General features: G+C 60.6%; 26 protein-coding genes. 16 read left to right on the top strand and 10 right to left on the bottom strand.

Translation table 11 applies throughout. The annotated features are described in order from the left end of the window. Window positions 1-51 precede the first annotated feature (51 nt). Window positions 52-1,689, bottom strand: coding sequence for an NADH-quinone oxidoreductase subunit D (locus tag RBH20_RS12045; RefSeq protein ID WP_306708874.1), 1,638 nt, complete (start codon window positions 1,687-1,689; stop codon window positions 52-54). 88 nt (window positions 1,690-1,777) lie between these two features. Here RBH20_RS12045 and RBH20_RS12040 point away from each other — a divergent pair, with 88 nt between their 5' ends. The 3 genes from RBH20_RS12040 (at window position 1,778) to RBH20_RS12030 (ending at window position 3,979) form a co-directional block, all read left to right on the top strand. Further along, window positions 1,778-2,455, top strand: coding sequence for a helix-turn-helix domain-containing protein (locus tag RBH20_RS12040; RefSeq protein ID WP_306708872.1), 678 nt, complete (start codon window positions 1,778-1,780; stop codon window positions 2,453-2,455). A gap of 125 nt (window positions 2,456-2,580) precedes the next feature. Then, window positions 2,581-3,057, top strand: a complete 477-nt coding sequence (locus tag RBH20_RS12035; protein ID WP_306708870.1) for a cupin domain-containing protein — start codon at window positions 2,581-2,583, stop codon at window positions 3,055-3,057. A 127-nt stretch (window positions 3,058-3,184) separates the two neighbouring features. After that, on the top strand, window positions 3,185-3,979 hold the full coding sequence (locus RBH20_RS12030) for a biotin/lipoate A/B protein ligase family protein (protein WP_306708868.1): 795 nt from the start codon (window positions 3,185-3,187) through the stop codon (window positions 3,977-3,979). Between the two features lie 83 nt (window positions 3,980-4,062). Here the strand turns inward: RBH20_RS12030 and RBH20_RS12025 are convergent, their stop codons facing one another. Both RBH20_RS12025 and RBH20_RS12020 read right to left on the bottom strand, forming a co-directional pair. Next, window positions 4,063-4,491 (bottom strand): hypothetical protein, encoded by a 429-nt coding sequence (locus RBH20_RS12025; protein WP_306708865.1) that lies wholly within the window; start codon window positions 4,489-4,491, stop codon window positions 4,063-4,065. A 413-nt stretch (window positions 4,492-4,904) separates the two neighbouring features. Further along, the gene (locus RBH20_RS12020) at window positions 4,905-5,654 is read right to left on the bottom strand and encodes a helix-turn-helix domain-containing protein (protein ID WP_306708863.1); all 750 of its coding nucleotides are present in this window, start codon (window positions 5,652-5,654) and stop codon (window positions 4,905-4,907) included. 210 nt (window positions 5,655-5,864) lie between these two features. On the opposite strand from RBH20_RS12020, the gene RBH20_RS12015 reads away from it, so the two are divergent. The 8 genes from RBH20_RS12015 to RBH20_RS11980 all read left to right on the top strand — a co-directional run bounded on the left by RBH20_RS12015 (window position 5,865) and on the right by RBH20_RS11980 (window position 16,137). Continuing rightward, complete coding sequence (locus RBH20_RS12015; protein WP_306708861.1) at window positions 5,865-6,182, top strand: hypothetical protein; 318 nt, start codon at window positions 5,865-5,867, stop codon at window positions 6,180-6,182. Window positions 6,183-6,222: 40 nt separating this feature from the next. Further along, entirely contained in the window at window positions 6,223-7,056 is an 834-nt protein-coding gene (locus RBH20_RS12010; RefSeq protein WP_306708859.1) for a deoxyribonuclease IV, read from the top strand. A gap of 481 nt (window positions 7,057-7,537) precedes the next feature. After that, window positions 7,538-12,004: a hypothetical protein gene (locus RBH20_RS12005; protein WP_306708856.1), complete on the top strand. Its 4,467-nt coding sequence runs from the start codon at window positions 7,538-7,540 to the stop codon at window positions 12,002-12,004. Between the two features lie 6 nt (window positions 12,005-12,010). After that, a complete protein-coding gene (locus RBH20_RS12000; RefSeq protein ID WP_306708855.1) occupies window positions 12,011-12,433 on the top strand; it encodes a hypothetical protein in 423 nt (140 codons plus the stop codon). A gap of 206 nt (window positions 12,434-12,639) precedes the next feature. Then, entirely contained in the window at window positions 12,640-13,950 is a 1,311-nt protein-coding gene (locus RBH20_RS11995) for a hypothetical protein (protein WP_306708853.1), read from the top strand. Between the two features lie 26 nt (window positions 13,951-13,976). Further along, window positions 13,977-14,369, top strand: a complete 393-nt coding sequence (locus RBH20_RS11990; RefSeq protein WP_306708851.1) for a hypothetical protein — start codon at window positions 13,977-13,979, stop codon at window positions 14,367-14,369. Between the two features lie 611 nt (window positions 14,370-14,980). After that, a complete protein-coding gene (locus RBH20_RS11985; protein WP_306708849.1) occupies window positions 14,981-15,160 on the top strand; it encodes a hypothetical protein in 180 nt (59 codons plus the stop codon). Window positions 15,161-15,390: 230 nt separating this feature from the next. Beyond that, window positions 15,391-16,137 (top strand): class I SAM-dependent methyltransferase, encoded by a 747-nt coding sequence (locus RBH20_RS11980; RefSeq protein WP_306710446.1) that lies wholly within the window; start codon window positions 15,391-15,393, stop codon window positions 16,135-16,137. Here the strand turns inward: RBH20_RS11980 and RBH20_RS11975 are convergent. Genes RBH20_RS11975 through RBH20_RS11965 form a run of 3 tightly spaced genes read right to left on the bottom strand, consistent with a single transcriptional unit; the run spans window position 16,115 to window position 17,972 of the window. Then, window positions 16,115-16,699: a hypothetical protein gene (locus RBH20_RS11975; protein ID WP_306708847.1), complete on the bottom strand. Its 585-nt coding sequence runs from the start codon at window positions 16,697-16,699 to the stop codon at window positions 16,115-16,117. The genes RBH20_RS11980 and RBH20_RS11975 overlap by 23 nt on opposite strands. Further along, the gene (locus RBH20_RS11970) at window positions 16,692-17,123 is read right to left on the bottom strand and encodes a CopD family protein (RefSeq protein ID WP_306708846.1); all 432 of its coding nucleotides are present in this window, start codon (window positions 17,121-17,123) and stop codon (window positions 16,692-16,694) included. Before RBH20_RS11970 ends, RBH20_RS11975 begins: the two co-directional genes overlap by 8 nt. Window positions 17,124-17,162: 39 nt before the next feature. Continuing rightward, window positions 17,163-17,972, bottom strand: coding sequence for a hypothetical protein (locus RBH20_RS11965; RefSeq protein ID WP_306708843.1), 810 nt, complete (start codon window positions 17,970-17,972; stop codon window positions 17,163-17,165). A gap of 101 nt (window positions 17,973-18,073) precedes the next feature. Between RBH20_RS11965 and RBH20_RS11960 the strand changes: the two genes are divergently transcribed. Then, on the top strand, window positions 18,074-18,301 hold the full coding sequence (locus tag RBH20_RS11960; RefSeq protein ID WP_306708841.1) for a hypothetical protein: 228 nt from the start codon (window positions 18,074-18,076) through the stop codon (window positions 18,299-18,301). A gap of 31 nt (window positions 18,302-18,332) precedes the next feature. Here RBH20_RS11960 and RBH20_RS11955 read toward each other — a convergent pair whose 3' ends face one another. Together RBH20_RS11955 and RBH20_RS11950 are read right to left on the bottom strand one after the other, a co-directional pair. After that, window positions 18,333-18,983, bottom strand: a complete 651-nt coding sequence (locus RBH20_RS11955) for a hypothetical protein (protein WP_004591112.1) — start codon at window positions 18,981-18,983, stop codon at window positions 18,333-18,335. 114 nt (window positions 18,984-19,097) lie between these two features. Further along, window positions 19,098-20,576, bottom strand: a complete 1,479-nt coding sequence (locus RBH20_RS11950) for an NAD(P)/FAD-dependent oxidoreductase (RefSeq protein WP_306708838.1) — start codon at window positions 20,574-20,576, stop codon at window positions 19,098-19,100. Window positions 20,577-20,740: 164 nt separating this feature from the next. On the opposite strand from RBH20_RS11950, the gene RBH20_RS11945 reads away from it, so the two are divergent. From RBH20_RS11945 to RBH20_RS11930, 4 genes are all read left to right on the top strand, one after another. Continuing rightward, window positions 20,741-21,766, top strand: a complete 1,026-nt coding sequence (locus RBH20_RS11945) for a DUF2332 domain-containing protein (protein ID WP_306708836.1) — start codon at window positions 20,741-20,743, stop codon at window positions 21,764-21,766. An 88-nt stretch (window positions 21,767-21,854) separates the two neighbouring features. Then, a complete protein-coding gene (locus RBH20_RS11940; RefSeq protein WP_306708834.1) occupies window positions 21,855-22,553 on the top strand; it encodes an alpha/beta hydrolase in 699 nt (232 codons plus the stop codon). Between the two features lie 88 nt (window positions 22,554-22,641). After that, window positions 22,642-23,634: a TIGR00269 family protein gene (locus tag RBH20_RS11935; RefSeq protein ID WP_306708832.1), complete on the top strand. Its 993-nt coding sequence runs from the start codon at window positions 22,642-22,644 to the stop codon at window positions 23,632-23,634. Window positions 23,635-23,698: 64 nt separating this feature from the next. Beyond that, window positions 23,699-24,976, top strand: a complete 1,278-nt coding sequence (locus RBH20_RS11930; RefSeq protein WP_306708830.1) for a type IV pilin N-terminal domain-containing protein — start codon at window positions 23,699-23,701, stop codon at window positions 24,974-24,976. Between the two features lie 38 nt (window positions 24,977-25,014). Here RBH20_RS11930 and ftsZ read toward each other — a convergent pair whose 3' ends face one another. Together ftsZ and RBH20_RS11920 are read right to left on the bottom strand one after the other, a co-directional pair. Further along, window positions 25,015-26,253 (bottom strand): cell division protein FtsZ, encoded by a 1,239-nt coding sequence (gene ftsZ, locus RBH20_RS11925; protein WP_306708828.1) that lies wholly within the window; start codon window positions 26,251-26,253, stop codon window positions 25,015-25,017. 2 nt (window positions 26,254-26,255) lie between these two features. Next, window positions 26,256-26,432, bottom strand: coding sequence for a ribbon-helix-helix domain-containing protein (locus tag RBH20_RS11920; protein WP_004515010.1), 177 nt, complete (start codon window positions 26,430-26,432; stop codon window positions 26,256-26,258). Window positions 26,433-26,616 lie beyond the last annotated feature (184 nt).

Genomic DNA, 26,616 nt, shown 5'->3' with positions numbered 1-26,616 from the left:
TGCCCGGCGTACAAAACTCACTGGCTGTGGTCGTCTCAGATGGGCGATGAACTATCGGTCGACCTCTCCCATGATCGTGTCCAGACTGCCGATCGTCGCCACGAGGTCGGGGACATATTCACCGCGAGCCATCTCGGACAGCGCCTGGACGTGTGAGAAGGAGGGGCCGCGGATCTTGAACCGCGCCGGTGTCTCCGTTCCGTCCGAGCGGATGTAGATGCCGAGTTCGCCCTTCGCGGCCTCGACGGCGCGGTAGATTTCGCTGTCAGGGTCAGGCCGAAGCGTGCGGGGGACGTTCGCCTGTATCTCGCGGTCGTCCTCGGGCCAGTCCTCCAGCAGGTCGACGCATTGACCGATTATCTTCGCGGACTCTTCCACTTCGCGCAGGCGCACGAGCAGGCGCGAGAAGTTGTCGCCGCCCTGCTCGGTGACGACCGACCAGTCGAGTTCGTCGTAGTAGCCGTAGGGATCGTCCCGGCGGAGGTCGTAGTCGACGCCGGAGGCCCGTGCGACCGGGCCGGTACAGCCGTATGCCTTCGCGGTTTCAGCCGGGAGGTGGCCCGTATCAACTGTCCGGAGCTGGAGGATTTCGTTGCTGGTGAGCATATCGTGGTACTCTGTGAGCTTGTGGGGCAGGTCGTCGAGGAACGCACGGATCTTCTCGAAGAACGCCTCGCGGGGCTCGGGCAAATCCCAGGCGACCCCGCCCAGCCGCAGGTAGTTGAACATCAGCCGCTGGCCGGTCAGGTCTTCGAGGATGTCCTGAACCAGTTCGCGGTCTCGGACCCCCCACTGGAAAGTGGCGGTGAACTCCCCGACCACGTCCAGCGCGTAGGTCGCGACCGCGAGCATGTGCGAGAGAATACGTGAGAGTTCGCCGCCCATCGTCCGAATGACCTGCGCGTACGCCGGCACCTCGATGTCGGCGAGGTCCTCGGCCGCACGGGCGTAGGCCCACTCGTTCAACAGCCCGGCCCCGCCCCAGTCCCAGCGATCCGGATACGGCATGATCTGGTGGCGGTAGGTACCCTGCTGACACATCTGTTCTTCACAGCGATGGATGTAGCCGATGTCGGGATCGACGGCCGCCACCTGCTCACCATCGAGTTGGGCGTTCAGGTGGAGGACGCCGTGGGTCGAGGGATGGTGTGGCCCCATGTTGAGGTGCATCGTCTCCGGCCCCTCGCGGTGGTCTTCGAGCAGTCGCTCGTGCTCGCGGAAGGAGACGATCTGTGGCTGGTCCTGATTGTAGTCCCGGCTCAGCGGGTGGCCCTGCCAGGTCTCAGGCAGGAGAATGCGTCGGAGGTCGGGGTGGTCTTCATACTCGATGCCGACCAGATCGTATGCCTCCCGCTCGTGCCACGCCGCCGTCTGATACACGGGAGCGGCTGACTCGCTGGTCGGAGACTCTCTGGGCGTTGGGACGACGACCGAGAGTTCCTGTGTCGGGTCGTCGTAGCGCCGCAGATGATAGATCGTCTCGAACCGGTCGGCGTACTCCTGGGCAGTCACGCAGGCGCAGTGGTCCAGCCCGGCCTCAGTTCGAAGCGTCGAGAGGACGGTCTGGACCTCGTCGGCACGGATGACAACGGCGGGGGCGTTCTCGTGGCGTTCGGTAGAGAGGACGTGGTCGGCGATCGGCTCGATAAGCGGATGGACATCGTCGGTTCGGTGGACTGTCTGGGCCATCTCCGTGGTCGACCGTTCGCCGGCTGCCGTCCTCGGCCTGTCCCCTCACTCCCGAGGTTATTTTAAGTACCTCTTGGAACAGTCAGGTATGAAGTACGTCACGCTCTCGCTGTGGATGGCCCCCGAGGTCCGCCACCCGATGCACCAGTTTGTTGTCGAGCATGACGGCTACGAGGCGAGCTATCTTCTCCGGGGCAACGACATCGGTACCGACCTCCAGACGCTGCTGTTTCACGTCGACGGCTTCCCGCCGGAGCCCTACCGAGCGGCACTGGAACAGGCCGATACTGTCCGGGAGTACGCCATTTCGACGTGTCCCGACGAGACGTTCTACCTCTACGTACAGGATTCGCCGTCGGCGACCGGTCACGACCTCGTCAACGCTCTCACGCGGGCCGGTCTGGTCATCGTCTCGCCGGTCGCATACCGCACCGATGGTACTGTCGGGCTCACGCTGGTCGGTCCGGGCGGGACGGTCCAGCAGGCAGTCGAGACGGTGCCAGACGGTATCTCTGTCGACGTGCGGGAGGTGGGGGAGTACGACAGCCGCCGACTCAACACCGGTGCGGCGCTCACCGACCGGCAGTTCGAGGCTGTCGCCGCCGCCGTCGACTGTGGGTACTACGGCAACCCTCGCGAGGGCGGTGTCGACGATGTTGCCGACAAACTCGGCTGTGCACCCGGAACTGCCGCCGAACACCTTCGGAAGGCCGAGGCCCACGTGATGGCTGACATACTCGAACAGCGTCCCGCATCGATGGCGTAGTCCGCTTTGCCCGTGAACTCCCAGAGCGACTGTGTCGTCCCGAAAAACTATAAACTCCGGAACAGTGTCCTCTAATGCCGGATTGCAAACACATCACAGGGGCCCGACCCAGGACAACATTGACTATGGACACAGTAACTATCGACGACGTACCGGTTGAACGGAATCCGATGGAGGTACATGACATCCGCAAGCCCGTCTCCCGAAAACTCGGGACCGAGCATTTCGCGGCGAATTACTTCGAACTCAAACCCGGTGACTCCTTCTCGGGGAGCCTTCACCGCCACCACGATCAGGAAGAGGTGTTCTACATCGAGCAGGGACAGACCACCTTCGAGGTCGGTCTCGACCGCGAGGAAGTCGACGTTTCGGGCGGCGAACTGATTCGCTTCGAACCCGGCGAGTTCCAGCAGGGGTACAACTCCGGCGACGAGCGCGTCATCGGCTGGGCCTTCGGCGCGCCCGGTGCAACTCATGACTGGGACGATCTGGAATCGAGAGCGCACTGCCCGGAGTGCGACGCGGAGACGACCCAGAGCGTCGCCATTGCTGACGGCCGGTTCGAACTCACCTGTACCGAGTGCGGGAACGTTCAGGGCTAGGCCCTGCGTCTGTTGTTTTCGTGGGTGGAAACAGGCTTTCCGGCGGTTTGCATAAACACGCCCCCGTCGGTCAGGCCAGCGACTGCTAGCCCACAATTCATATCGCATCGCGTCACGAAGCCCGGGTATGTCACTGGCCGACCTGGATTGGCGCGTCATCGGCGAGGAAACACGACCCGGACCGATGACGATGGCACTGGAAGCGGCCGCTGCCGAAACCGTCGCCGCGGGCGGTCCGGCAACGGTGCGGGTGTACACTTGGCCCGATACGCTGTCACTGGGCTACGGACAGGACCCGGACACGATCGACTGGGCGTTCTGCGAGCGCGAGGACGTTGGGGTAACACGGCGACCCACTGGCGGCGGCGCAATCTACCATGACAGCGTGGCGGACATCTCGTACGGCATCATCGCGCCGGCTGACGCCGTTCCGGGTGATCTGATGGAGTGTTACGAGCAGTTCTGTGAGCCCGTCCTTGACGCGTTCGAGCGTATGGGCGTCGACGCCTCCTTCGCTGACGACGAGCGGTCGGCGGTCCATCAGCCGGCCTGTTACCTGCGGCAACTCCACCCGGCCCACGATATCGTCGGTCCCGATGGTCGCAAACTCAGTGGGAACGCGCAGTACCGCCAGAAGAACGCCGTTATCCAGCACGGCTCCCTGTCTGTCTCGCTACGGCCTGACCGCCATTGCGGCTGTTTCACTGCCGACCCCGACTCGGAGCGATTCACTGAGCGCGTCGGTGCGATAGACGAATACACCGATATCGACCGCGCCGAGGCTGTCGAGACGCTCCGCTCGACACTGGCCGAGTGGGTCGACGCGTCGGCGGGATCGTGGACGGACGACGAGCTCGCACGCGCACGCGAGCACGCAAAAGAGAAATATGACGCAGACGAGTGGATTCGACGGTTGCCCTGACACCACTCCGGAACGGTCGGGGTGGAATTCAAACACTCGTAAATACTGGATTCGCTCGGATTCCCCATTGTTCAGCACACAATTTAGCCTTCTAGGAAGCGCGCAATATCGTCTGCAACTTCGTCTTCCTGATTGTCTGGAACGCTGTCAAACCACCGGAGTGTCAGATCCTCATCGGTCGTGGTTTCGGATTCTGCAACGACGACATCACCTTCGATAGAAGCAGTGAAAATCACGTGGTAGATCGAAAAGCGCCGGTCGTTATTGCTCTCGGGATGGAAGTCGATTCGACGAACCGTTTCGATCCGTTCGAGGACAACTGTGACATCAAGCAGGCTTTCTGCCTCTTGACGGGTGACAGCCGTCCAGTCTTCGGTAGGGTCGACAGGGAACGCAATAAGCGTCCAGCCGTGGGAACCGTCGTTCATCAAAAGGACCTCGCCATCATCGTTGGTAATCCCAACGGCAGCATGACTATCGACTTCGGCGGCGACTGTTTCGAATTCAGTCATAGTCAGGGTTCGCATCTGTTCTTGAAATGAAATCCCAGCGTGGTCGCGCAATGATTCCGGACTAGAGAACGAATCCATACACACGATAATGTATGTAGTATAGTAAGTATTTTAATCAGACACTCCAAGAATGGTAATTATATCGACCATTCACTGGACAGGGTTACTAACTGACTCTTTCAGCCACTCCTATGAATAAAGAAATGGGATTCACAACGGCTATTATGGCCTCTTTCGTGGCTGTCACTGTACGGTCGAAACATACACGAAGTTTAGTATATACTAACACAGCGAACAGTCCTCAGATATCACTCGGGGTCCTGGTAGCGAGGGACGGATTATAGGGATTGCTGGACCTGAATCTCGAGGAAATGACTGTGCTGGTCGGCTGGCTCCGCTCGCTCACTCCGCGTTCAGAGTGTTTCTTCGACAAACTGCGAGACGATGCGGTCCTCGGCAGTCCGGAGCTGATACTGCACGGTCGACCGTGGCTCGTCCAGTATCGATGCGAGGTCCTTGACTGAGACTTCCCGCGGTCGCTCGTAGTAGCCGTGGGTCACGGCGGCCTTCAGCACCCGCCACTGCTGGGGCGAGAAGTTCGTCGCGACCCGTTCGGTCGCCTTCCAGTTTCCGGCACTGGTTATGTGAGACACTGAGAGCGTGACGCCATCGCGGAGGCTCGATTCGATTTTGTCGTACACCTCGCCGATTGGGTTGGACCCTGGATAGAGAACGCGCCAGCGGTACTCATCGCCCGTCCGTCGGGATTCGAAGATAGTGCCTTCGCTGACGTGCCGGTGTAGGAAACTCGGCAGCGACTGACAGCCGCTGAGTTCGCGACGCAACGTGTACACTGTCCGTGACGATTCTCCGCGGTCCAGTACGTGGTAAGTCCGTGTCGTCTCACAGCTCACGACGTCGAAACACTCGTTACAGCGGTCTTCGTCCAGAAAGACCTCGTCGAACGCATCTAGGGCCTCGGGTGTCCCTTTCGCGTGGTCCAGCCGCCACATATGGTCGTCACCGACGAAGATGGCCGAGGACCACACAGAGAGGCTCTCGTGTTGCCGAAACACGTCCATCAGCTTATCAGCTCCTGCGTCGAACTGCAAGACGAACTCGAACTCGCGTGTGTCCGCAACTGCGGGCTGTGATTCGGTCATCTGTCTATTACTAAACTAGGAGTATCGACATAAGTCGATTACTGGTCCTTCGAAATCAATTTCTCTCTGTAGTTAGCTATTGACAAGTATTTATAGTCGCGTCAATGCCGATCTCACATCTGCGATGACGAGGCTACGAGAGTGGACTGTCCGCCGGTTATGACAACAGACCTACGTCACCGTTTTGTGGCACCCCGGCCAAGCGATGGCATGGTCTCGTCCCCCGCTGATGACGACCCTGTCGACACCTCCACCGACCCTCCGGCAACCGACGGCACCGTTGCAGCGCTTTCTGAGGAAGAACTGTACGCGATTGTTCGTGTCGCAGCTGAGGACGCGGTGCTCGGCGCGCTCGGGACGCTCATGCTGGTCGGCATCGGAATCGTCCTGATTGCCACCGGCGCGTCCGCACTGCTTGCAGATGTGACACTGATTTCGTTGCTCGTTTCCGCCGTTTTCATCCTCTTTGGCGTCTACCTCGTTGCGTCGAGTCTCGGCGTGATTCCGCCCGCTCGTGAGTGGCTCTGACTCCGGAACCTCTTTTGTCGGGCGTCACCGACCGGTGTGCATGGTACGAGTCGGGGCACACACCTCTATCGCCGGCGGCGTCTACAACGCTGTCGAGGAACAGGTCGAGTACAGCGGCAACTGCGGGCAGATCTTCTCGCACTCGCCGCAGGTCTGGCAGGACCCGAACATCGACGACGACGAGGCCGAACAGTTCCGCGACCTCACAGTCGACCACGGCGTCGGCCCGTGGGTCATCCACTCGTCGTATCTGGTCAATCTCTGTACGCCCAAAGACGACCTCCGCGAGAAGTCACTGGACTCTATGCAAAAGGAGGTCGACGCCGCCGCGAAGCTGGGAATCGAGTACGTCAACGTCCACCTCGGCGCCCACACCGGCGCGGGCGTCGATGGCGGGCTTGACAACGCCGCGAGCGTGCTGGACGACCTCGATATCCCTGAGGGCGTCACCGTGCTGGTCGAGTCCGACGCCGGCAGCGGGACGAAACTTGGCGGCCAGTTCGAGCACCTGGCGACGGTCCGAGAGCACACGGACCAGGACATCGAGTTCTGTCTCGACACGGCCCACATGTTCGCTGCGGGCTACGACCTTTCGACGCCCGAGGCCGTCGACGAGACGCTCGCGGAGTTCGACGAGGTCGTCGGATTCGAGGATCTCGCCTGTGTTCATCTCAACGACTCCAAACACGAGTGCGGGACGAACAAGGACGAACACGCCCATATCGGTGAGGGCCACATCGGCGAGGACGGGATGCGCGCGTTCGTCAACCACGACGCCATCCGCGACGTGCCGCTGGTGCTTGAGACGCCGACCGAGGACGGCAAGAGCTTCGCCTGGAACATCGAGCGCGTCAAGGAACTCCGCGGCGAGTAGCGGTTCTCTGCCTGGACTGGAGATACATTCGCTCGAAGGCACTTTTTGGAGATGTAGAGAGCGACGTGTCATAGACAACGTCTCATACCCGCTAGGCAGTAATTTCGACTGATTCAGTCGGGTGAGTCGCCGTCCTGTGTGAAACCAGGCAGTACGCACCGCTGAAGAGCAGCGTTTTCGGCGGTTACCGCTGGTTCGATGGCTAGACTTACTCGGAAATCACGGGCAGGTCGTCTTACTGTGAGTGTTACCCACGGACGAGTGGATACGGCCATTTGTGAGGCCCTACTCGTCGCAGGCACAGATCCAGCACAGCTTATTTGCGACATATCAGCTGCTGTTATATTATGAACAGAAGCATATCCGTAAGAACTATATAATAAATTTAACAGTCTAAACTATGGAATGTTTGGGGCGGGTTGGTGCTGTGGTGGCAGCATTGTTGATAGTGACGGCTACAATACCTACGACGGCAGTTGGTGTGACACAGGAATCTGCACTGTCCACTGCCGGCAACGAACCGGTGACAGAGAATACGTCTCCGGAGTACATCCAGGACAGTTCTGCAGCCCCGGCGGTTGCACTAAAGAGCGCGGCGGTGTTGCATACACGCAATCTGAGCACGTCAGGAAGCACGTACGAATCAGCGCAAAATCGAGCCTATTCCCGGCTTAACCGGACTGGCCAACACTACGTTGGTCCGAACCGCGTTTCGTCGAAAGAGTTATACACCGCAGATGCACAGGCGCTTCAGGGGCTGTCGAAGTACGGAAAGACGAACGATAGCGCCCACGCAGTCCGGATTAGCGAACTCGTCGTTGCAGCCGATAACAAAACGGCGTTCCAGTCGCTTGCGGACGCCCGGACTGTCCTGAATCAGACTGAGACCGAGTCACCGGGGACAGCAAACAGTGCGGAGGCACACATCAGTAACGCCGAGCGACACTACCAGCGAGCCCAGAATCAGTTCCGGAAAGCCGATGACACAACAGGGGCTCGTGCAATCAAGCACCGCGCCAAAGCAGTTCGCTCGCTACGGAACTCATGGACTCAATCTCAGAAGGCACTAGGGAGACTCGATGCGGAGACAGCGACGACGGTGACAGTCGGACCACGGTCGGATCCAGTTCGGAACGGAACCACGACGACGAACAGAACGGTTACGGTCACTGTCAGCGACAGTCGTCCGTGGCACCTTGAGAACGTCACAGTCTACGTTGACGGAACGAAGCAGCATTCGCAGGCGGTCAGTACCTTCGGAAGCGGTCCAAACCAGAATCTAACGATGCAGGCCCCCGTCCGGTTGACCGAGCGAACGGCCAACATTACCGTTGTAGTGTCCAAGCGAGGCACCACTGCAGCGTCTGACTCAGAACAGGGAACCGATGATACAGCGGCCTCAAGCAGCGGGATGAAAAGTCAAGAGAAACAGAAGGCCAACGGCCAGAAGCAGGGCAAAGCGAAGGGCAAGCACAAGGCGAAAGGCAAACAAAAGAAGCGGAAGCAGAACGGTAACGGCAAAGCGAAGGGTTACGGCACGAATAAGCAGTCCCAGGGAGCCTCCAAGGGTAATTCACAGTCGGTCACAGAAAGTGAGACAGCGACTGCGACACTACTATTAGACGGAGACGGCTTGCGTGATAACTACGAAACCGATGTGCTCGGGACCGACCCATTAGACCCTGACAGTAACGCCACGGCAACCGGGGCTGACGAAAGCCAGAACGGCATTCCTGACGGGTGGGAGGACTTCGACGGTGACGACCTGCGTACGCTCGCTGAACTCGAATACGGCACAGATCCCCTCACCGCCGACACGGACGGGGACAATCTCACCGACAGCGACGAACGCCGCCTCACGAAGACGGACCCTCTCGAGAGGGACGCTGACGGCGACGGGGTCACTGACAACCGTGCAGACCCGGACGACGACGGCTTGACACACGAAGCGGAACTGTCTGCCGGAACCCATCCGCTGTACGCTGACGTGGACAACGATGGCCTCACTGACCCTGCGGAACTCGACGTGGGCACCGATCCGCTCTCTCCTGACACAGACGACGACGGGCTATCCGATGGCGACGAAAAAACGGCTCCCTTCAACACGGATCCGCTGGACCCTGACACCGATGGCGACGGCATCACGGATGGGAACGAGACATACACTACGACCGCTCGGAACGAGAGCCTCGGCGCGTCAGTAAACATCACTGGTGCTGGGAACGTGAGTGCGGAGACGACGGTGGCGGAACCGGTCAACGTTCGCTACCAGGATGACTATGCGCCCAATGGAACTGCTGCTCCATTCATTGAGTTCGAGTCCGACGCAAACTTCACACAGGCAGAAATCTCCATCGAGTACAACGAATCTCGGATGTCGGGCGCGGAGTCAAACGCCTCCATCTACTGGTTCAACGAATCGGCGAACCGGTACGAGCACGTGCCGTCGTCGGTCGACACTACCTCGAATACGGTGACGGCCAACACGACACACTTCTCGACGTACACCGTCTTCGATACCGACGCCTGGAATGAGTATCTCACCGAACGCAACGACATCATCTCCAAGAGTCCGGACCGTTCGAAGGTCGGTGAGATCGAGTCGTGGACCTTCGAGAACATGCCGGACTCGATTGCAGAGAGTAACTGGACCTGCGACGTCGAATCGCGTGACGGAGGCTACAGCGATGAGCCGGCCAATGGGGCGTGTGAAATCGAGGCGGACCGTGACGCGATTCGTGTTGGTGAACGGACCAACCGAGAACGGACCCTGTCACGGTCGATCACGCTGCCGGACAACCCGCAAGTGTACGTCATCGCGAACGTGACCGCCCACATCCAGAGCGCGTGGTCTCACGCGGCGGCGACCCTGGCTGTGACAGATGAAGACGGCAAGACCGATATCTACCGTCTGGAAAACGACTACAGCAGCGGCTGGCAGACGGAGAACGCGGTGCGGCGGGTGAACATCTCCGAACATGCTGGGGAAGACGTGACGGTGACGCTACGGGCCGACGCTCGCCACACCGGTGGGGACTACTCGTGGATTCGCGCTCACAACGTGCGGTTCGTCTCCCCGTCGAACGAGACTGTCCGCGTGGACTCAGACGAGGACGGCATCTCGGACTTCCGCGAGGTGACCGGCATTCCGCTGGCCAACGGACCGACGGTGACACTTGACCCGAACGATGCAGACACGGATGGTGACGGCATTCCCGATGGCGAGGAAGTCGACATGTCCGAGACTATTGAGAACGAGCCACCGAACGAGCAATCGCTGGTGACCGGATACCGCTGGACGAGCAACCCTGCTCAGGGGAACGCTGACACTGACGGCGATGGGCTGGCTGACTCACTTGAGAAGGGCGGCTGGACTATCCAGACGGTCAACAAGAGCGGCGAGGTGTACCGGTACGACTACGCCTGTGAAACAGACGATGGGTGTGAAGCACAGTCGGATTCCATCCGTGTGACGTCGGACCCGATGTCGTGGGACTCGGATGACGACGGTCTGACTGACCCCGAAGAGAAGAATCTCACGCACACCGATCCGAGCGCGGAGCGAACGTACAACATTACTGCCGAGCGGTCAGAGACGTTCGAGCAGGTGTTCGATGGCAGAGGGTCCTACCCACGAACGAACCTGCAGAACCAGATGGGACTGGACACTGATCGCATGCAGGGCGTGGACGACCTCTCGGATCCGGAGTTCACGGACGCAAGCGATTCATTCGACTTCGTAACGACCGACCAACGCGGGCTGGATCAGTTCGTCTTCAGAGGGCTGGATGGCAACCCGCAGACGGATTACTGGATTTCGAACAAGAAAGAGATCCGCACGGCGAATCCGGATCATCGGCAACCAGATGCAGATCCGGCCCTGGGCTCTGAGACTGATCCCTGGGACCCTGACACCGACGATGATGGACTCACTGATGGGCAGGAGATCGATGGAGTGCAGGACGGTTCGTCCGGCTCGGTCTACAAAACAGACCCAACGGACCCAGATACCGACGGTGACGGCTACTGGGACGGCTGGATCGGCGTCTACGACGTTGGGCACACTGACAACGTGGTGCTGTATCGTGAGAATCTGCAAAGTGGTGATGGTATCGAGGGACGTGAAATCGTTGCTGAACAGGCTGGTGTTCACGAACGGTGGCAAGTGAAAGATGTTCCAGATAGCGTTACAGCGGCAACTGTCGATTATGACAACGATGGACGTGTGGAACGTTCCAATCTTCAGGTCGGGGAATTACAATGGGACACAGACCCAGCCACACAGAGTGAGACAGTTGACCTATCCATTGAGACCGACTTCGTGGCAGGATTGCCGAACCAGCGCCTAAATAGCTCGGGCTGGGAACGTGGTATCGAAGACAACTACGCTCTCTATGGGATAGACATTGATATCGTTCGCGACGAACGACTATCTGATCCCATCGCAAACAGTGCACCGCGGTCGATATCTACCGATGCCGATCAGTACATGGCAGTGACCACAGAAAGCATCTTCCCTGGAACCGGGTTTAACGCCTACGCCACCACAGAATCCTATATACCTGTCCAGCTCCCGTTGCGTGGAATGTACGTCTATGCAGAGTCAATCGTGGATATAGGTGCCCCTGGCAGGGTAGACCAACGTCATCTGGCACAATCCCCCTACAATAATGAGACTCAGGTGGTGGCTGCACACGTGGCGATGCACGAGATCGGCCATTCGTTCGGTGCTGGTGTGAATGATGACAAAGGCTTGGGATGGCTTCCGCAAGATGAAGTGTATAGTCAATCAAATAACGACGCTACGCCAGAACGGCTTACGAGTGGCAGAGCAACCGCTTGGAGTATAATGCGCTCAGGTTGGACAGATTCGGCAGTTCACACTGCAGATGGGAAACTGTACTATGCCTTCAGCATTGAAGAGATGGTAACTGCCTCTGAGCCATAATATACAATGTATTCAAAACAGATACTGACCTGTCTGGTCGTGATATGCGTTAGCTTGAGTGGATGTGCAATTGGAAATCCGGCATATAATGGTGATGTGGAATTTATTGGTGATATTCACGCCTCTAACGGCACATTCGTTATGAAGGGCGAGATCGCGAATGGCGGAATGAAGAATATCACCTTCAAAAACGTGACGGTAAACCTCTATTGGGAAAACGGAACTCGGATAGATTCAATTGAGATGGGCTCTCTCTACAATAGTATTCCAGTAAATCTCACCAGAGATAAAGTTCCGAAATATGTTATTATCGATTCGCCTGAGTTTTGGAGCACTGAAAAAGTCGAAGTAGACTATTACACTAGAATGGACTCTGGCAATTACTCAAACACGATAGTAACTGGGAGAAGTGAACTTCCAATTGAATAGTTGAGTGAACATCTTCCCGGGCACTGCAAACGAGGCCAATCAAGCGGTGAACGACGCTGGCAGGGAATGGAGAACCAGGGAGAAGGTCGAAGTACACTGATGGTGACACCCTCAGCGACCGAGAAGAAAAGAACCTGACCCACACCGATCCGAGTGCGAAGCGAACCTATGGGATCACCAAAGAACGCGAGCAGACGTTCGAACAGGTGTTCAACGGCACCAGTTCGTACGCTCGTGAGCGTCTCAAGGACCAGATGGGGCTGGATACCGATCGCATGCACGGCGTTGAGGACCTCTCGGATCCGAATTTCACCGACGGCACGGATTCGTTCGACCTGGTTACCGTCGATGAGGCTGGCCTCAATCAGTTTACCTTCAAAGGGTTGGATGGGCAGATTCGGTCGGATTACTGGGTGTCAACTCGAAAGGAGATCCGGACAGCCAATCCTGATCATCGACAACCGGATATGGATCCGGCTTTCCGCTACCAGACCGATCCGTGGGATCCTGATTCCGATGACGACAGTCTCACCGACGGTCAGGAAGTCGGTAGCGAGTCGCTCCCCTTCAAAACCGATCCGACGACGCCCGACACGGACGGCGACGGCTACTGGGACGGCTGGATCGCCGTCTACGACGTTGGACACACCGATAACGTTGTGCTGTATAGGGAGCATCTACAGAGTGGCGACGGGATCGAAGGTGACGAGATCGTCGAAGAACAGGTCGGCGTGCACAAAGCATCGGTCGTCCCCTCTGCAGGGGGTGCTGACATTGATACTGATGGCGTGAAAGAGCACTCGAACGTTCATATTGGAGAACGTCAGTGGGGTAGCGCACCGACGGACGGGAATCCACTCAGTCTGACCTTTGGAGTTGAGGCGGACTACGTCGATGGGCTCCCAGAGAACAGACTCGATAACGAAAACTGGGTTACAGCCATCGAAGAAAACTACGCGCTATACGGCATCACACTCAATATTGAGCGCGATGATACGGTAGTCACCCTCACGGACGCGCTTGCGTCGAGTAATGACGAGAATCAACACTTGTATCTCCTCGTCTCCTCGGAACGCGCCAGTGGTATCGGAGGCAATCCGTGGGGATTCAACGCCGACGAATCCATCGGAACCAGTTTGGAACTACCCGCAAACGGCCATATCATCTATGCCGAATCTATTTCAGAGTCGGCAACGGAAGAAAACGCTGTGCCTGCAAGCGATGTAACCAATTCGCCCTACAACAGCAAAACAGAGGTGCTTGCTGGCTCTGTGGAGATGCACGAACTTGGCCACTCCTTCGACGTAGGTCGGCTTGATGACACCGGTGCGTTACCATTGGGCGAAGTCTACAGTGGGTCCTCAAGTGACCAGAACTCTGAGAGACATGAGACATCCGGTGCCACCCGATGGAGCATCATGCGTCGAGGGTGGGACTCAAATTCATTAGCCAGTCACAATGGGAATTCATACTATGTCTTTAGTATCGAGGAGCTGTCAACAATCGACCAACCATGATATTTAGACGTTATTCTCTCTGTTTGGTGTTGCTGATTCTTATCAGTCTCAGCGGGTGTCTGACACCCGGCCCGGGAACGGCAATCACCTACAGTGGTGACCTGAACACGACGGGCGAACAACTCCAGATGAACGGGACAATTCACGATACCACCGGTAGTGGGCCATTCCACAATGTGACCCTTTACTTCTACACCGAGGAGGCCAACCTGCTAAACGAAACGGCAGTCGCTACGCTGACCGGACAGCGAGATGTCTCACTGACAGCCTCGCCATCACCCAACTACATCATCATCGACTCACCGGATTTCTGGGAAATAAATCAGATAGATGTGGTCTACTTCGTACGGCAAGGCGACGGAACGTATGCAGAGGAAACTGCGACGGCCCGCGGAGAACTACCTGTAGAACCAGAGTGAATCCGAAAAAACCTAGCTGACGACGGCCTGCCTGACGGGACCGAAACGGGCGGCTTCACGCGGTCGTCACTGCCGTTGACCATCGAACCGTTCACGACGGATCCGACTGATCCTGACACGGATGGCGAGGGGCTGACCGACGGCGAGGAGAATGTTGTCGGATATACCCGCTCAGGGACAGTTGTTTGCCAAGAAAATACCGGGACCGTCTCCCCAAATGGCTCCCCACAAACAGTTCTATTGTCGTGTGAGGAAATACCGCCGTTGTTCACGTTCATCGCGGAGGAGTCCCCCTGTGACCAGGAAACGTGGATCGGAATATATCAATATAGGAATGCGATGAGCCGTCACTTCCTCCAGTTGCTGAAATGAGTAATGATATAATCTGTCTATTTAATTAACACATAAACAGCTAACATTAAATCCCGAAGAGGACTGCTGCTGTTTCTGAATATTGGCAACAATCTCCACTTCTCAGGCACTGGTTTTCCAAGAGCTACTGAGGTGTGTGAACCGCTTTATGAAACCCTGTGATTAGTAGAGAAATCACAGGAAGAGAAGATCAAACGCCCGATGAGACATCGAGGTTTCAAAACAACTCGTGGCCGATCATGGGTGATAGTTTTATTGCCAACCCCGGCCGTACTGTGTCTGAAAAACATATCGGGAAGCTCGTCATCGGAAATGCAAGGAGCCAGAACTTCCCCGGATACCTGAATGACTTCAAAAAATTAGTTCTAGATGCACAACCAGCGAAACTAGGTACTGTTGCTGACAGACTTGCAGAGTAGTCCGGATTAACCGAAGCACGCAATAAAAGTGCTCACACGAGGCTGTCGGCCGAGCGTGAACTCGATGCAGGGACTGACCAGTGGGATCCGGACTCAGACGACGACGGGCTCACGGACAGTCTTTCACCCTGTCGAGTGGCGGTCCGACCGCGATACTTTTCAGGACGACAGGTCATCAGGCGAGTGTGCGCAGGTTTTCCGCCGACTACCTCGAAACCACCCGCAGGGGGATGTGGGCTGACTCCCGTGTGGCGCTCTCGGACCTGCAGTTGGACGAGTGTGAGCGCGTCCTCGACGTGGGGTGTGGGACCGGTGAACTGACCCGCGTCCTCCGCGAGGAGACCGACGGAACGGTTGTCGGCCTCGACGCCGATACGGACCTGCTGGCCGCCGCCGGCAACCCGACCGTCTGCGGGGACGCGACGCGACTCCCCTTTACCGACGACAGCTTTGACCTGGTGGTGTGTCAGGCGCTGCTCATCAACCTTCCCGAGCCCGAGGTCGCGGTTCGGGAGTTCGCCCGCGTCGCTACTGACCGGGTGGCCGCCATCGAGCCGAATAACGCCGCCGTCACTGTCGAATCGACCGTCGACGCGGAGCCGATGCTGGCCCGCCGCGCTCGCCGGCTCTTTCTCGATGGCGTGCGGACGGACGTTACCCTCGGCAGTGACGCCGCCGACGTGTTCCACGACGCGGGGCTGTCCGTCGTCTCGACGACACAGTACGATCAGGAACAGCGCATCGAACCACCATACGACGACGCGGCGATGCAGGCGGCCCGACGGAAAGCGACCGGAACAGGGCTGGCCCACGACCGCGAGACGATTCTCAACGGGGAGACGACGCCCGCCGAGTACGACACACTCCGGGAGCGCTGGCGGTCGATGGGCCGCGACGTGATCGAGCAGATGCAAGACGAGGCCTACGAACGCCGCGAAACGGTGCCGTTCTTCGTCACCGTCGGCGAGGTTCCGTGACTCGCTCGCTTCCGGCTTCGGGGAGCAGATAGCCCGCCAGTCCGTAGACCGCGATGTCCAGCAGGCTGGCGAGCAGGCCGACGACGCCGCCGACGATAGCGGCGACACCGGCTCCGATGAGCAGGACCAGTACCACGGTCTGGAGGCTGACCCCGCCGCTCTGTATTGTTGGGACGAGTGCCACCGCGAGCAGTCCCAGCAGGAACGCGACGCCTGCGACACTCCCGGCCGCAACTCCGTGGAGGACGAGGGTTTGCAGCGGGACATCCCCAAGTGCCACCCGGCTGTGGACCCATCGGACCGCCAGGACGAACAGCGCCCAGAGATAACAAAAGACGGCCACGCCGACGAGGGTGTTCAGCCCGGCGAGCAGGTCGGCGAGACTGCCGCTCGCGTGGGCGGCGAGGACGCCGAGCAGGACGAACAGGACGGTGTCGAACGTGGCAAGCGCCCACGTCACGAGTGACACCGGGCGCGTGGAACGCTGTATGGCGTCGGGTGCTGGCTTGGTCTCACTCGCTCGTTCCGCCATATCTTCTCGCTCACGCTGGTTCTCACCCATGCGCGAGGACCTCCGCGAGGACGACGATGCCCAGGAGGATGGCTGCCGTCGCGCCGTAGGCCCGCGAGAGCGTTCGCTGAATGGCCGGGGGCAGATCGTCGAACGTGTTCACGCGGTCACCGGCCCGAACGAGGAGTAGCGTGCGGACGACCGACCCGCCGACGAGGACAACGACAATGGTCAGCTTCGCCAGCAGGGTTCGTCCCCAGTCGGTTCCGGGACCCGGCGGCCCGAGCGCACCGAGGTTCCCGACACCGGTGAGCACGAGCACGCCGACGCCGCCCCAAAACAGCCATTCGAACTGTCGTGCGGGCACAAGTGAGTCGATAGCACCGCTCCGATAGCTGTACCAGAGCACGGTCGTGCCGCCGACGAGGGCCGCCATCGCGAGGACGTGTAGGGTCCGAATTGGGAGGGCTGCCATAGCTGTCGCTTCACCGGCAGGTCGCAAAGAACACGGGGGTCAGTTTGACTGGTCGATTGTCACCACGTCCTCGCCCGTCGCCACGTTGTACCGCGTTGCCGGGTCGACGGTCAGGCTGACGACGCCACTGTCGAGGGTGTCCGGACGATCGAACCGTGCCACCGTCGTTCGAGCGGTGTAGTCGGCGGTGTAGACGCAGGGCTGGGTGTAACAGCCGAAGGCGTGGATTCCGCTGTCGGTCGCCTCGATGCGTTTCAGATGGGGCAGTATCGACCCCGATCCCCAGCCGGTCTGGACGACAAGGACGGCCCGGCGCTCGAAGTCAGTCTCCGAGACGAACGCGTGAATCTCGTCCCTGTCGTCGTTGAGTCGGTCGACATCGTCGGGCCCGGTCAGCAGCGTCGCGTAGAGCTGATCGCCGTTTCCGCCGCTGTCGTCGTCGGGCGAGAACTGGTGCCCTTCCTCGCGAAACACCGTTCCCCGCGCCGGCCGCTGGTCGAACGCCAGCGACGGCTCGGCCGGCATGTTGGCACAGAGGTACAGCGGGTCGTAGTCCTCGTTCTGCCCGTCTCCCGAGCACGTGGTCTCATCGATGTCATACGGCGGCGCGTCGACTCGATCGACGCCCGCGGGGAGTCCGCTCGGCGTCTGGGTCGGGGTTTCGTTCTCGGTGTCCGTCGGCGTGCCCCGGTCGGTTCCGTTTCGCGGCGTCGGGTGCGTCGGTGTCGTCGCGCCGCCGTCGCTTCCGCCCGAGCCGTCGCCGCCAGCCTCGGGAGCGAGACAGCCACCGAGGACGGTCACCGCGAGGCCACCGACCAGACCCAGTGTCTCGCGTCTCGTTCGATTCATACGAGACGCTCCGATTGGCACGGATGTATCCCTTCTGTACGCTCAAAACCGCGTTGTAGTTGTCATGGACTGTGTTCACGCCCAATGTCCCGCCTAGAGCGATGTTGCCCGTCGATAGACCCTTGCAGGGCGAGCGGCTACGGACGATACATACCGATTCGCGCCTCCCCATGATACCACCGCTCGTCCGCCGCTGTCCGGAATGCCGTCACGTGACCTGGAGCCGTCGGTTCACTGCGGTCGACGACGGTGAGGGCGGCTCGCGGCTCGTCGAATGTCCTGCCTGCGGACACCGGTTCTCGACGGTCGACGCGCCGTGGTTGCAGTAAGTCAGCCTGTCAAAGTCAGTTCGGTAACCGCCTACACCACATCGCCCCGAACCGTCGCTCCTTCCTGCTGTGCCCGGTACTCTTTGACCGCGTCGGCGGCGTCGCCGGCCTCCGTCTCGTCCATCCCGAGCATCGACAGCGACTGCGTCAGCGTGGGGAAGACGAACTCGTTGTCACGGAGCTTCTGGAACGCGTCGGGCGACCGTTCACCATCGAGCCACAGGCAGGCCCCGCGGGGGTCCAGAATCTGTTCGTAGTCGTTTCGCATCTTCGCGCCTTTGAGCCGCTGGGTGACGTTGTCCTCGAAGGAGGCGTTACACACTTCCAGATGGACCGGCTCGTCATCGTTCAGGAGGTGGGCGGCGAGGCACTTCTCGGGGGCGGCATGTCCGTTAGCGTTCGCGCGGATGTACTCGGGATGCTCGTCGGCCCACGCGGCCCGGACGGTCTTGCCGACGCCGTCGACCCCGTGACTGCGCTGGAACTCCTCGGCGCGTTCCGGCGCGTCCTTGAACAGGATGTCCTTGGTGACGTACACGTCCAGCCGCTCGACCGGGTCTAGCCCGAGCGCCACGTCGCCGTACACCCACACCTCGCGGACCGGGACCGGCATCGTCTCGTCCTCGACCGTAGCGACGATTTCTTCCACCCGCTCGACTGCCTCCGGACGGTCCAGACTCATTACCTGCTCTATCAGTTGCGCGGCCTAAACGCTGACTCTCCGTGCCGGTTACGTTGCGCGTCGCCCGTCACCCGCACCACGTCGTAGTAGCACATCTATGCCTCGCTGTGGTGGTCAGCTCCGGATGTGGTCGGCCGCGATTTCGCTCCCTTTGACACAGGCGACGGTGCCAAGGCCCGGCCATGTAGTGTCGCCGGCGAGGTAGAACCCCTCGACGCCCACGTCCTGTGGAACGGCTCCCTGGTTCGCGTTTGCCGGCGTCTGCCTGTATCCCCCAACAGCCCCGCGGGGTCTGTTCGTGAACTGTTCGTAGGTGACCGGCGTCGCCACCTCGGAGACGACCGGGTTGGTCCCGAGGTCGGGATAGACGGTCTGGCCGCCTGCAAGTAGTCGCTCGCGGGCGGCTGCCTTCTCCTCCTCGTAGGTCGCCTCGTCAAGGCCTTGCCACGGTTCGACTGCACAGTGGGTAGACAGCATGACTGCCCGGTGGCCGGCCGGTGCGCTCACGTCGTCACCCGGCGCGGAGACGGAGACGAACATGTTGTTCCCGTTGCCGAGCGGTTCGTCGTAGGCCTGCAGAATCTGATGGTGCGTCCGCTCGCGGCCGTCGACCTCGGCTGCCGGGACGCCGAGAAATAGCATGAGTGCGCTCCCCTCGTGGGTTTGCAGCATCGAGCAGTATTCGTCGAGTCTATCACCGACAACCGTTGGCGCGAGGCTTCTGGTAACAGGGACTGGGACAGTGCTGACGACTTGGTCTGCGTGGACCGGCCCAGCCGCCGAGTCGATACAGAAGTTACCGCCGGTCCTGGTTATCGACCTGACAGTGCGGCCCGTCTCGACTCGTCCGCCGATGTCCGTGTACTGGTCGACGAAGGACTGCCAGAAGCCGTACATCCCGCCGGTCGCTCGGCCCAGTCCTGTCCGATGGATCGTCATCCCGAGGACGGCGTTCAACAGCGGGGCGTCGTCGAGCGCGGCATGGACCGTATCCTCGACGAGCATCGAGACGACTGCTCGGAGCGGTCGGTCGTCGTACACGCCGTGGGCACGCATCGCGTCGGCCATCGTCCAGCGGAGGTATCTGATCAGCGGCAGGTCCCGAAAGCCGACCGCACTGGCGTTCCGAACGAGGTCGTCGACGCTCTGTATCGGCATCTTGACGTCTGTTCTGGTGAGTCGCCAGAGCCGCGCCGAGAGGTCGTCGATGAAGTCGTAGAACGCCAGATGCCGCCTGTCATCGCCGAGTTTCGTGCGTCGTTCGGTGTCCCAGTCGGTCTGATCGCGGTACAGCGTTACCGTCCGGTCCGGCAGCCAGACGTCGTAGGCATCCTGTATCGCCATTGCTGGAGGTTCGAAGCCGACAGCCGACAACAGCTGGCCGCCGACACCCTCCGGGACGAAATCCACGAGTGTCGTCGCACCGACATCGAACCGGAACCCCGCTCGTTCGTAGTAGCCCGCACAGCCACCGACGCTGTCGTGCTGTTCGAGGACGACCGTCGAGTAGCCGTCCGCCTGCAATCGTGCGGCCGTGCTCATGCCGGCGACACCGCCCCCGATGACGGCTACGTCTGCAGACTCAGTTCCCACAACTCCTCACCTGTACCACATACTCGATAGCCGCGGTGAGGGCTGTTGCTCGTCCGAAGTCGTTTTTCTGACACAAGCTCATTACTTCGTCTACATGTGTGCCGGTGAAAATAGTACCTCCCAGCAGCCAAACACTCATCTGTCAGTGCAGTGTCCCCGCTGATATGTCTGACCGCCGAGCGCAGTTCCGGGACCTGGCTGAATGGGCCGACGACTCCTCGCCGCTGTACGCCCATCTCTGCCGTGAGGCGGCTGAAGACAGCGATATCCTCGACATCGCGGCGACCGTTCCCGAAGGCCGCCAGGCCCCACACCTCTTGCTTGCCGCGGTCCACTATCTGCTTGACCGGAACTCTGCCCATCGGCTGGCCGAGTACTACCCGAGCATCACCCGGAGGGCGCGTGACTCCGACGATGAGTGCTTTCCAGCCTTCCGCGAGTTCTGTCTCGACCATGCCGACGATATCCGGCCGCTCCTGCGGACCCGGCGCACGCAGACGAACGCAGTGCGGCGCAGCGCGGTCCTCTACCCGGCTATCGCACAGGTAGCCCGCGCTGCCGACGGGCCGCTCGCGCTGGTGGAACTCGGGCCGAGCGCCGGCCTGAACCTGCTGTTCGACCACTACCGCTACGACTACGACGGTCGCGTGGTCGGCAACAGCGACTCGCCGCTTACCATCGAGAGCAGCGTCCGGCGTGGCGACCCGCCGCTTCCGGAGGCGCCGCCCGCGATTCGCTCTAGGGTCGGTATCGACCGGAATCCGCTTGACGTGACCGACAAGGCCGACAGGGACTGGCTCCGCGCACTCGTCTGGCCCGAACACGAGGAGCGGCGCGCCGTTTTAGACGGTGCGCTGGCGGTTGCACGGGACGACCCACCTGCGCTTACCGAGGGCGATATGCTCGATGACCTGCCGGCGGTACTCGACGAGATTCCGTCCGACGTCCCGGTCTGTGTCGTTAACACGCTCGTGCTGTATCAGGTCCCGGCGGAACTGAATGAGTCGCTAACGACCTTGCTCGAAGAGCAAATGGCCGAGCGCCCGCTGCACTGGCTCACTGGTCGGCGGGACCTGTCGGGCGGCGAGTCGGTGGAATTGGACTGGAAGCGCTGGGGTGGTGACGGCGTCGAGGCGACCCACCTCGTCGACTACGAGCCACACGGGGCGTGGCTATCGTGGCAGCCGTGAGCGCGCACGGGCTCTCCACGTCGACAACGCGACGGGCGGCTGTCAGGCGTTCACCCGGGCTTATGTCCTCGCCGCGGGAACGTCGGGTATGCAGATTCGCGTGTACGACGAGGGGGCGACCCGGGACTGCCTGTTCGTCCTTGGCTGGGGGAACCGGTGTCGACACCGGAACGTCCAGTGGCTCATCGACCAGCTTGCCACGGCGTACCGCGTCCACGCCGTCGAACTGCCGACACACATCACCGACTACCGGCGGGAGTGGGTCGGTCCGGTGCAGGAGTATGCCGCCGACCTCGGCGAGTTCGACCTGCTCGGGCACAGCGCGGGTGGGCTAACAGCGGCCCACCTCAACGCCGACGGTATTGGCAACCGAGTGTATCTGAGCCCCTGGTGGGACAGTGACTTTCCGGTTCCGGGGCCGGTGCTCGACGCTATCGCATCGCTCCCGATTACGAAACCGTTCATCCCTATCGATACCTTGGATGCCGACGCCATTGGCGACTTGGCGACGACCCAGCAGCTCGCGGAGGCTCCGTCGTCGGTTTCGCCCGCCTTCCTTCGGACTGTGTTTCGGGCCCAGCGGTCGCTGCCGCCGGCCCGGGACACTGCCGCGGCATTTTGCTCACTTACGGACACAGTTGTCGACCCGCGTGCCGTCGGGGAGCGTCTGCCGGCCGACCGTATCCGGCTGTACGACGGCGGCCACGAACTGTTCTCGTCGAGCGGCCGCGAGGACACCACTGAGACAGTCATCGACACACTACAGCACGGTCCCGACGCGCTGTGAGGTGTGGCTGTGACCGATTCGGTGCGATCTGTCCTGTCGGACCCGAGACGAAACCCTCTCACCATTGCGGCCACGACTACTCGTCACGATGGAGTGCGACAAATGCGGCGAGAATGCGGTGTTACACGCGGCCTATTCCGGGCTTCACCTCTGTGAGTCTCATCTCTGCCGAGCGGTCACGAAACGGGTTCGCCGTCGCATCCGCGAGGACGGCCTCGTGTCCGACGATGCCACGGTCGAGGACCCCGAGACGTGGGTCATCGGCCTCTCGGGTGGCAAAGACAGCGTCGTTCTTACGCAGATTCTGCACGACACGTTCGCCGAAGACCCCCGCATCGAACTGGTCGCGCTTTCTATCCACGAGGGCATCGAGGGCTACCGCGACGCGAGCTTAGAGGCCTGCGAGGAACTGACCGATGACCTCGGCATCGAACACGTCACCGTCTCATACGCCGAGGAGTTCGGGGTCCAGATGGACGATGTCGTCGAGGACGACCCCGAAGGGATGGCCGCCTGCGCCTACTGTGGTGTGTTCCGCCGTGACCTCCTCTCGAAGTACGCGGAGGAACTCGACGCCGATAAGCTCCTGACCGGTCACAACCTCGACGACGAGGCCGAGACGGCGCTGATGAACTTCCTCGAAGGCGACATCTCACAGATCGCCAAACATTTCGAGGCGTCGCTGGGGCCGTTCGACTCGTCTGACGCACCGACAGACCAGACGCGCGAGGCCCAAGACCATCACATCCCACGGGCCAAGCCGCTCCGTGACATCCCAGAGAAAGAAGTCGCGCTGTACGCTCGCTTCGAGGACCTCCCGGCACACATCACTGAATGCCCCCACGCTGATGAGGCCTACCGCGGTGAGATACAGGATCTCATGCTCGGACTGGAGGAGAACCACCCCGGGACCCGACACTCGATTATGGCCGGCTACGAGAAGCTCGCGGCGCTGGCCGCCGACACCTACGGCGGCGAGAACAGCGACACCGACTACGGCGAGTGCGACAACTGCGGCGCACCGACGGCGCGGGACCTTTGCCGGAAGTGCAATCTGCTGGACGCGCTGGAAGCGGTCTGAACGGAACACGGCGTCCGGTATCGGGCAAAGGCCCTTTTTCATCGAGTTTGCTAGGGAAAGCAGGATGTGTCGGGTCGCGTCTCACTCTCTGTCAGAACGCGCTGTCTCGCCGGTCGTCGGAACGGTGCTATTGATGGGTATCGTCCTTCTGCTGGCCGCCGTGTCAGCTGGGTTCGTCTTCGGTCTCACCGAGCTGCAGGACCCAGCGCCACAGGCTACGCTCGCGCTGGAGCAGACAGACACGCCGGGCGAGTATCGCCTCGTCCACGAATCCGGTGACACCATCGATGGCGACCGGATCACACTGCGCGGCGTAGCCGACCCCGACGCGCTCGCAGGCATAGCGTTCACGGCCGGGAAGTCGGTCCTCGTGCAAGCCCGGTCGGACTCTGTCCGTGTCGTTTGGACCGAGCGCGACGGCGCACCGTCGTCGTACGTGCTCTCGACATTTAGACCGGCGACTACCGCGGACACCCTCGCGGTCGGCACGGTGTTTACCGGGGCTCCCGGCGGTGTCAGACAGATAGCCGGGACCACGGGAGACACGACGACGCTTGCGACGCCGACCGAGCCGACGGCACTCGGTCCGGCAATGGATATCGACAGCGACGGCACTATCGAGGTTCCGTATGCCACAAGCGGCGGCGAAATCAAGATTGTCGCGACCGACGGGACTGTCGAAACTGTCACTACCAGTATTCCTACCGGCGCTGGTATCGATACGGACAAGACTCGCCTCGCCAGCGGGACCTGGGACGGCTGTACGGGCGTGTTTTTCGCTGGTGATGACGACGATATCTACTGTGCTCCTACTGGCGGGTCGGCCACGCGTATCGCCGACCCCGGCGATGGCGGCACGGCGGTACTCGGTATCGGTGACATCGATGCAGACAGCGACGACGAGTTCATTTTCGCCGACGCGAGCGCCCAACTCCAGTACTACGACTCGCCGGGCGGAACGCCGACACCGGTCGGCCCGACACTCGGCGCGAGCACTGGTATGGGGGCCGGCACGCTGGGTGATTTCGACAGCGACGGCCGGACCCGTGTCGCAGTCGTCGATGGCGGCAACGACATACACATGATCGACGCCAGTAGCGACACCAAAATCGAAAGTGGGGACGTCACAGGCGGCACTGCACCGAGTGCGAAACAGTCCGCTGTCGCCGCAGCGGACGTTGACGACGACGGCGCTGACGAACTCGTCTATATCGGAGACAGTAGCGGGAAGCTGCGATACGTCGATAACATCGACCAGCCAACCGGGGACTGGGAACGGAAGTTCCTGACTGACGACAGCGGCTCACAGGTCGACGGTGACGTTGAAACTGGTGCCGTCTGATATCGAGTTCGACAGCGAAAACAGAAAACGAAACGACGTTACTTGTTGGTCCGGATGACGTCGAGTCCGTTGTTCTTCTCGCGCTGGTCCTGCCCACCGTCAGTCTCGCTGTAGCCGGTGGTGCGACCGCCGCTGCTCTGATTCCCGCTGTTCGGAGCGGGACTGTCGAAGCTTTCGACGTTGTCGGACGCATCGAAGGACGTGTCGTCGCCGACTTCCTGAATCGCCTCGCGGGACTTGTTGGCCTGCTTCTGGGTCGTCGGACCGAGTACCTGCGCGGACTGGACGCCGGTCATGATGGCCATGACCCGCACCTTGCCCTTGTACTCTTCCTGAATCCGTGCGCCCCAGATGACGTTGGCGTCGGCCTCGAGCCGCTCGGTGATGTTCTGTGCGATGCCCTCGGCCTCCTTCAGCGTGAGGTCCGGGCCGCCGGTGATGTGGACTAGACCACCGCTCGCGCCGCGGTAGTCCACGTCAAGCAGCGGATGGTTCATCGCGTCCTTGACGACCTCCTCGGTCTTGTTCTTGTCCTGGGTCTCGCCGACCAGCATCACCGCGACGCCGCCCTGATTCATGATGGATGTCATGTCGGCGTAGTCGAGGTTGATGAGGCTCGGCTGCGTGATGGTCTCCGAGATGCCTTTGACGGTCTCGGCGATGATCTGGTCCATCACGGAGAACGCCTTGCCGATCGGGAGGTTCGGGACGTAATCGAGCAGGCGGTTGTTGTCCAGCACGATGATGGAGTCCGCTTCGTTGCGGAGCTTCTCCAGCCCTTCCTCGGCCTTGACCGTGCGGGCCCGCTCGACGTTGAACGGTGTCGACACCATGCCGACGACGATTGCGCCCTGTTCCTTGGCGATCTTCGAGACGACGGGGGCGGCACCCGTTCCGGTTCCGCCACCCATGCCGGCGGTGACGAACACGAGGTCAGCGTCGCCCAGCACTTCCTTGATAGTCCCCTGTGCCATCTCCGTGGCGCGCTCGCCCATCGACGGGTCACCGCCGGCACCGAGGCCGTTGGTGAGGGACTTGCCGACCAGAATCTTCGTGTCGGCTTCGATCATCTTGAGGTGCTGTTTGTCCGTGTTGATGGCCACGGTGTCAGCGCCCTCGACGCCGATGTTGTACAGGCGGTTGACCGTGTTGTTGCCGGCGCCACCACAGCCGACGATGACGATGCGCGGGTCGCCGAACCCGTCGACATCCTCGTCGGACATCTTCTTCTTTTCTTGCTCGTCGCGTTCGAGGGCCTCGTTAACGATATCCTGCATCGTTACACCTTGGCCCAGGACCGCTTCTTTTCGGAGGCTTGCTCGGAGCCTTCCTCGGCGAGCATTTCCCGAACCGCCGAGCGAATCGCTTCGCTCCGATTGGGGTACTCGCCCGTCTCGACCATCTGTTCGACCTCTTCAATCTGCTGCTTCGGAATCCGTAGTGTCACACGCTCCATGTTTGGTAGTTTCCCCTTGGGTAAGACGGCCCGGACGGGATCTGTTTACGACCCGCACGAGTGTTTACACAGCGAAACCGCAGTACGAGGGCGGCATCCCCCCGCGTTCATCGCTGTGTAAGACGACCGTCTTACGCAGAATAAACCACTGACCCTGATGTATTAAAACTTACGGGCAGTGTCA

This window comes from Haloarcula sp. H-GB4, from assembly GCF_030848575.1.
In the GTDB taxonomy this organism is placed as follows: domain Archaea; phylum Halobacteriota; class Halobacteria; order Halobacteriales; family Haloarculaceae; genus Haloarcula.
This window is presented reverse-complemented; position numbering and strand designations above follow the sequence as displayed.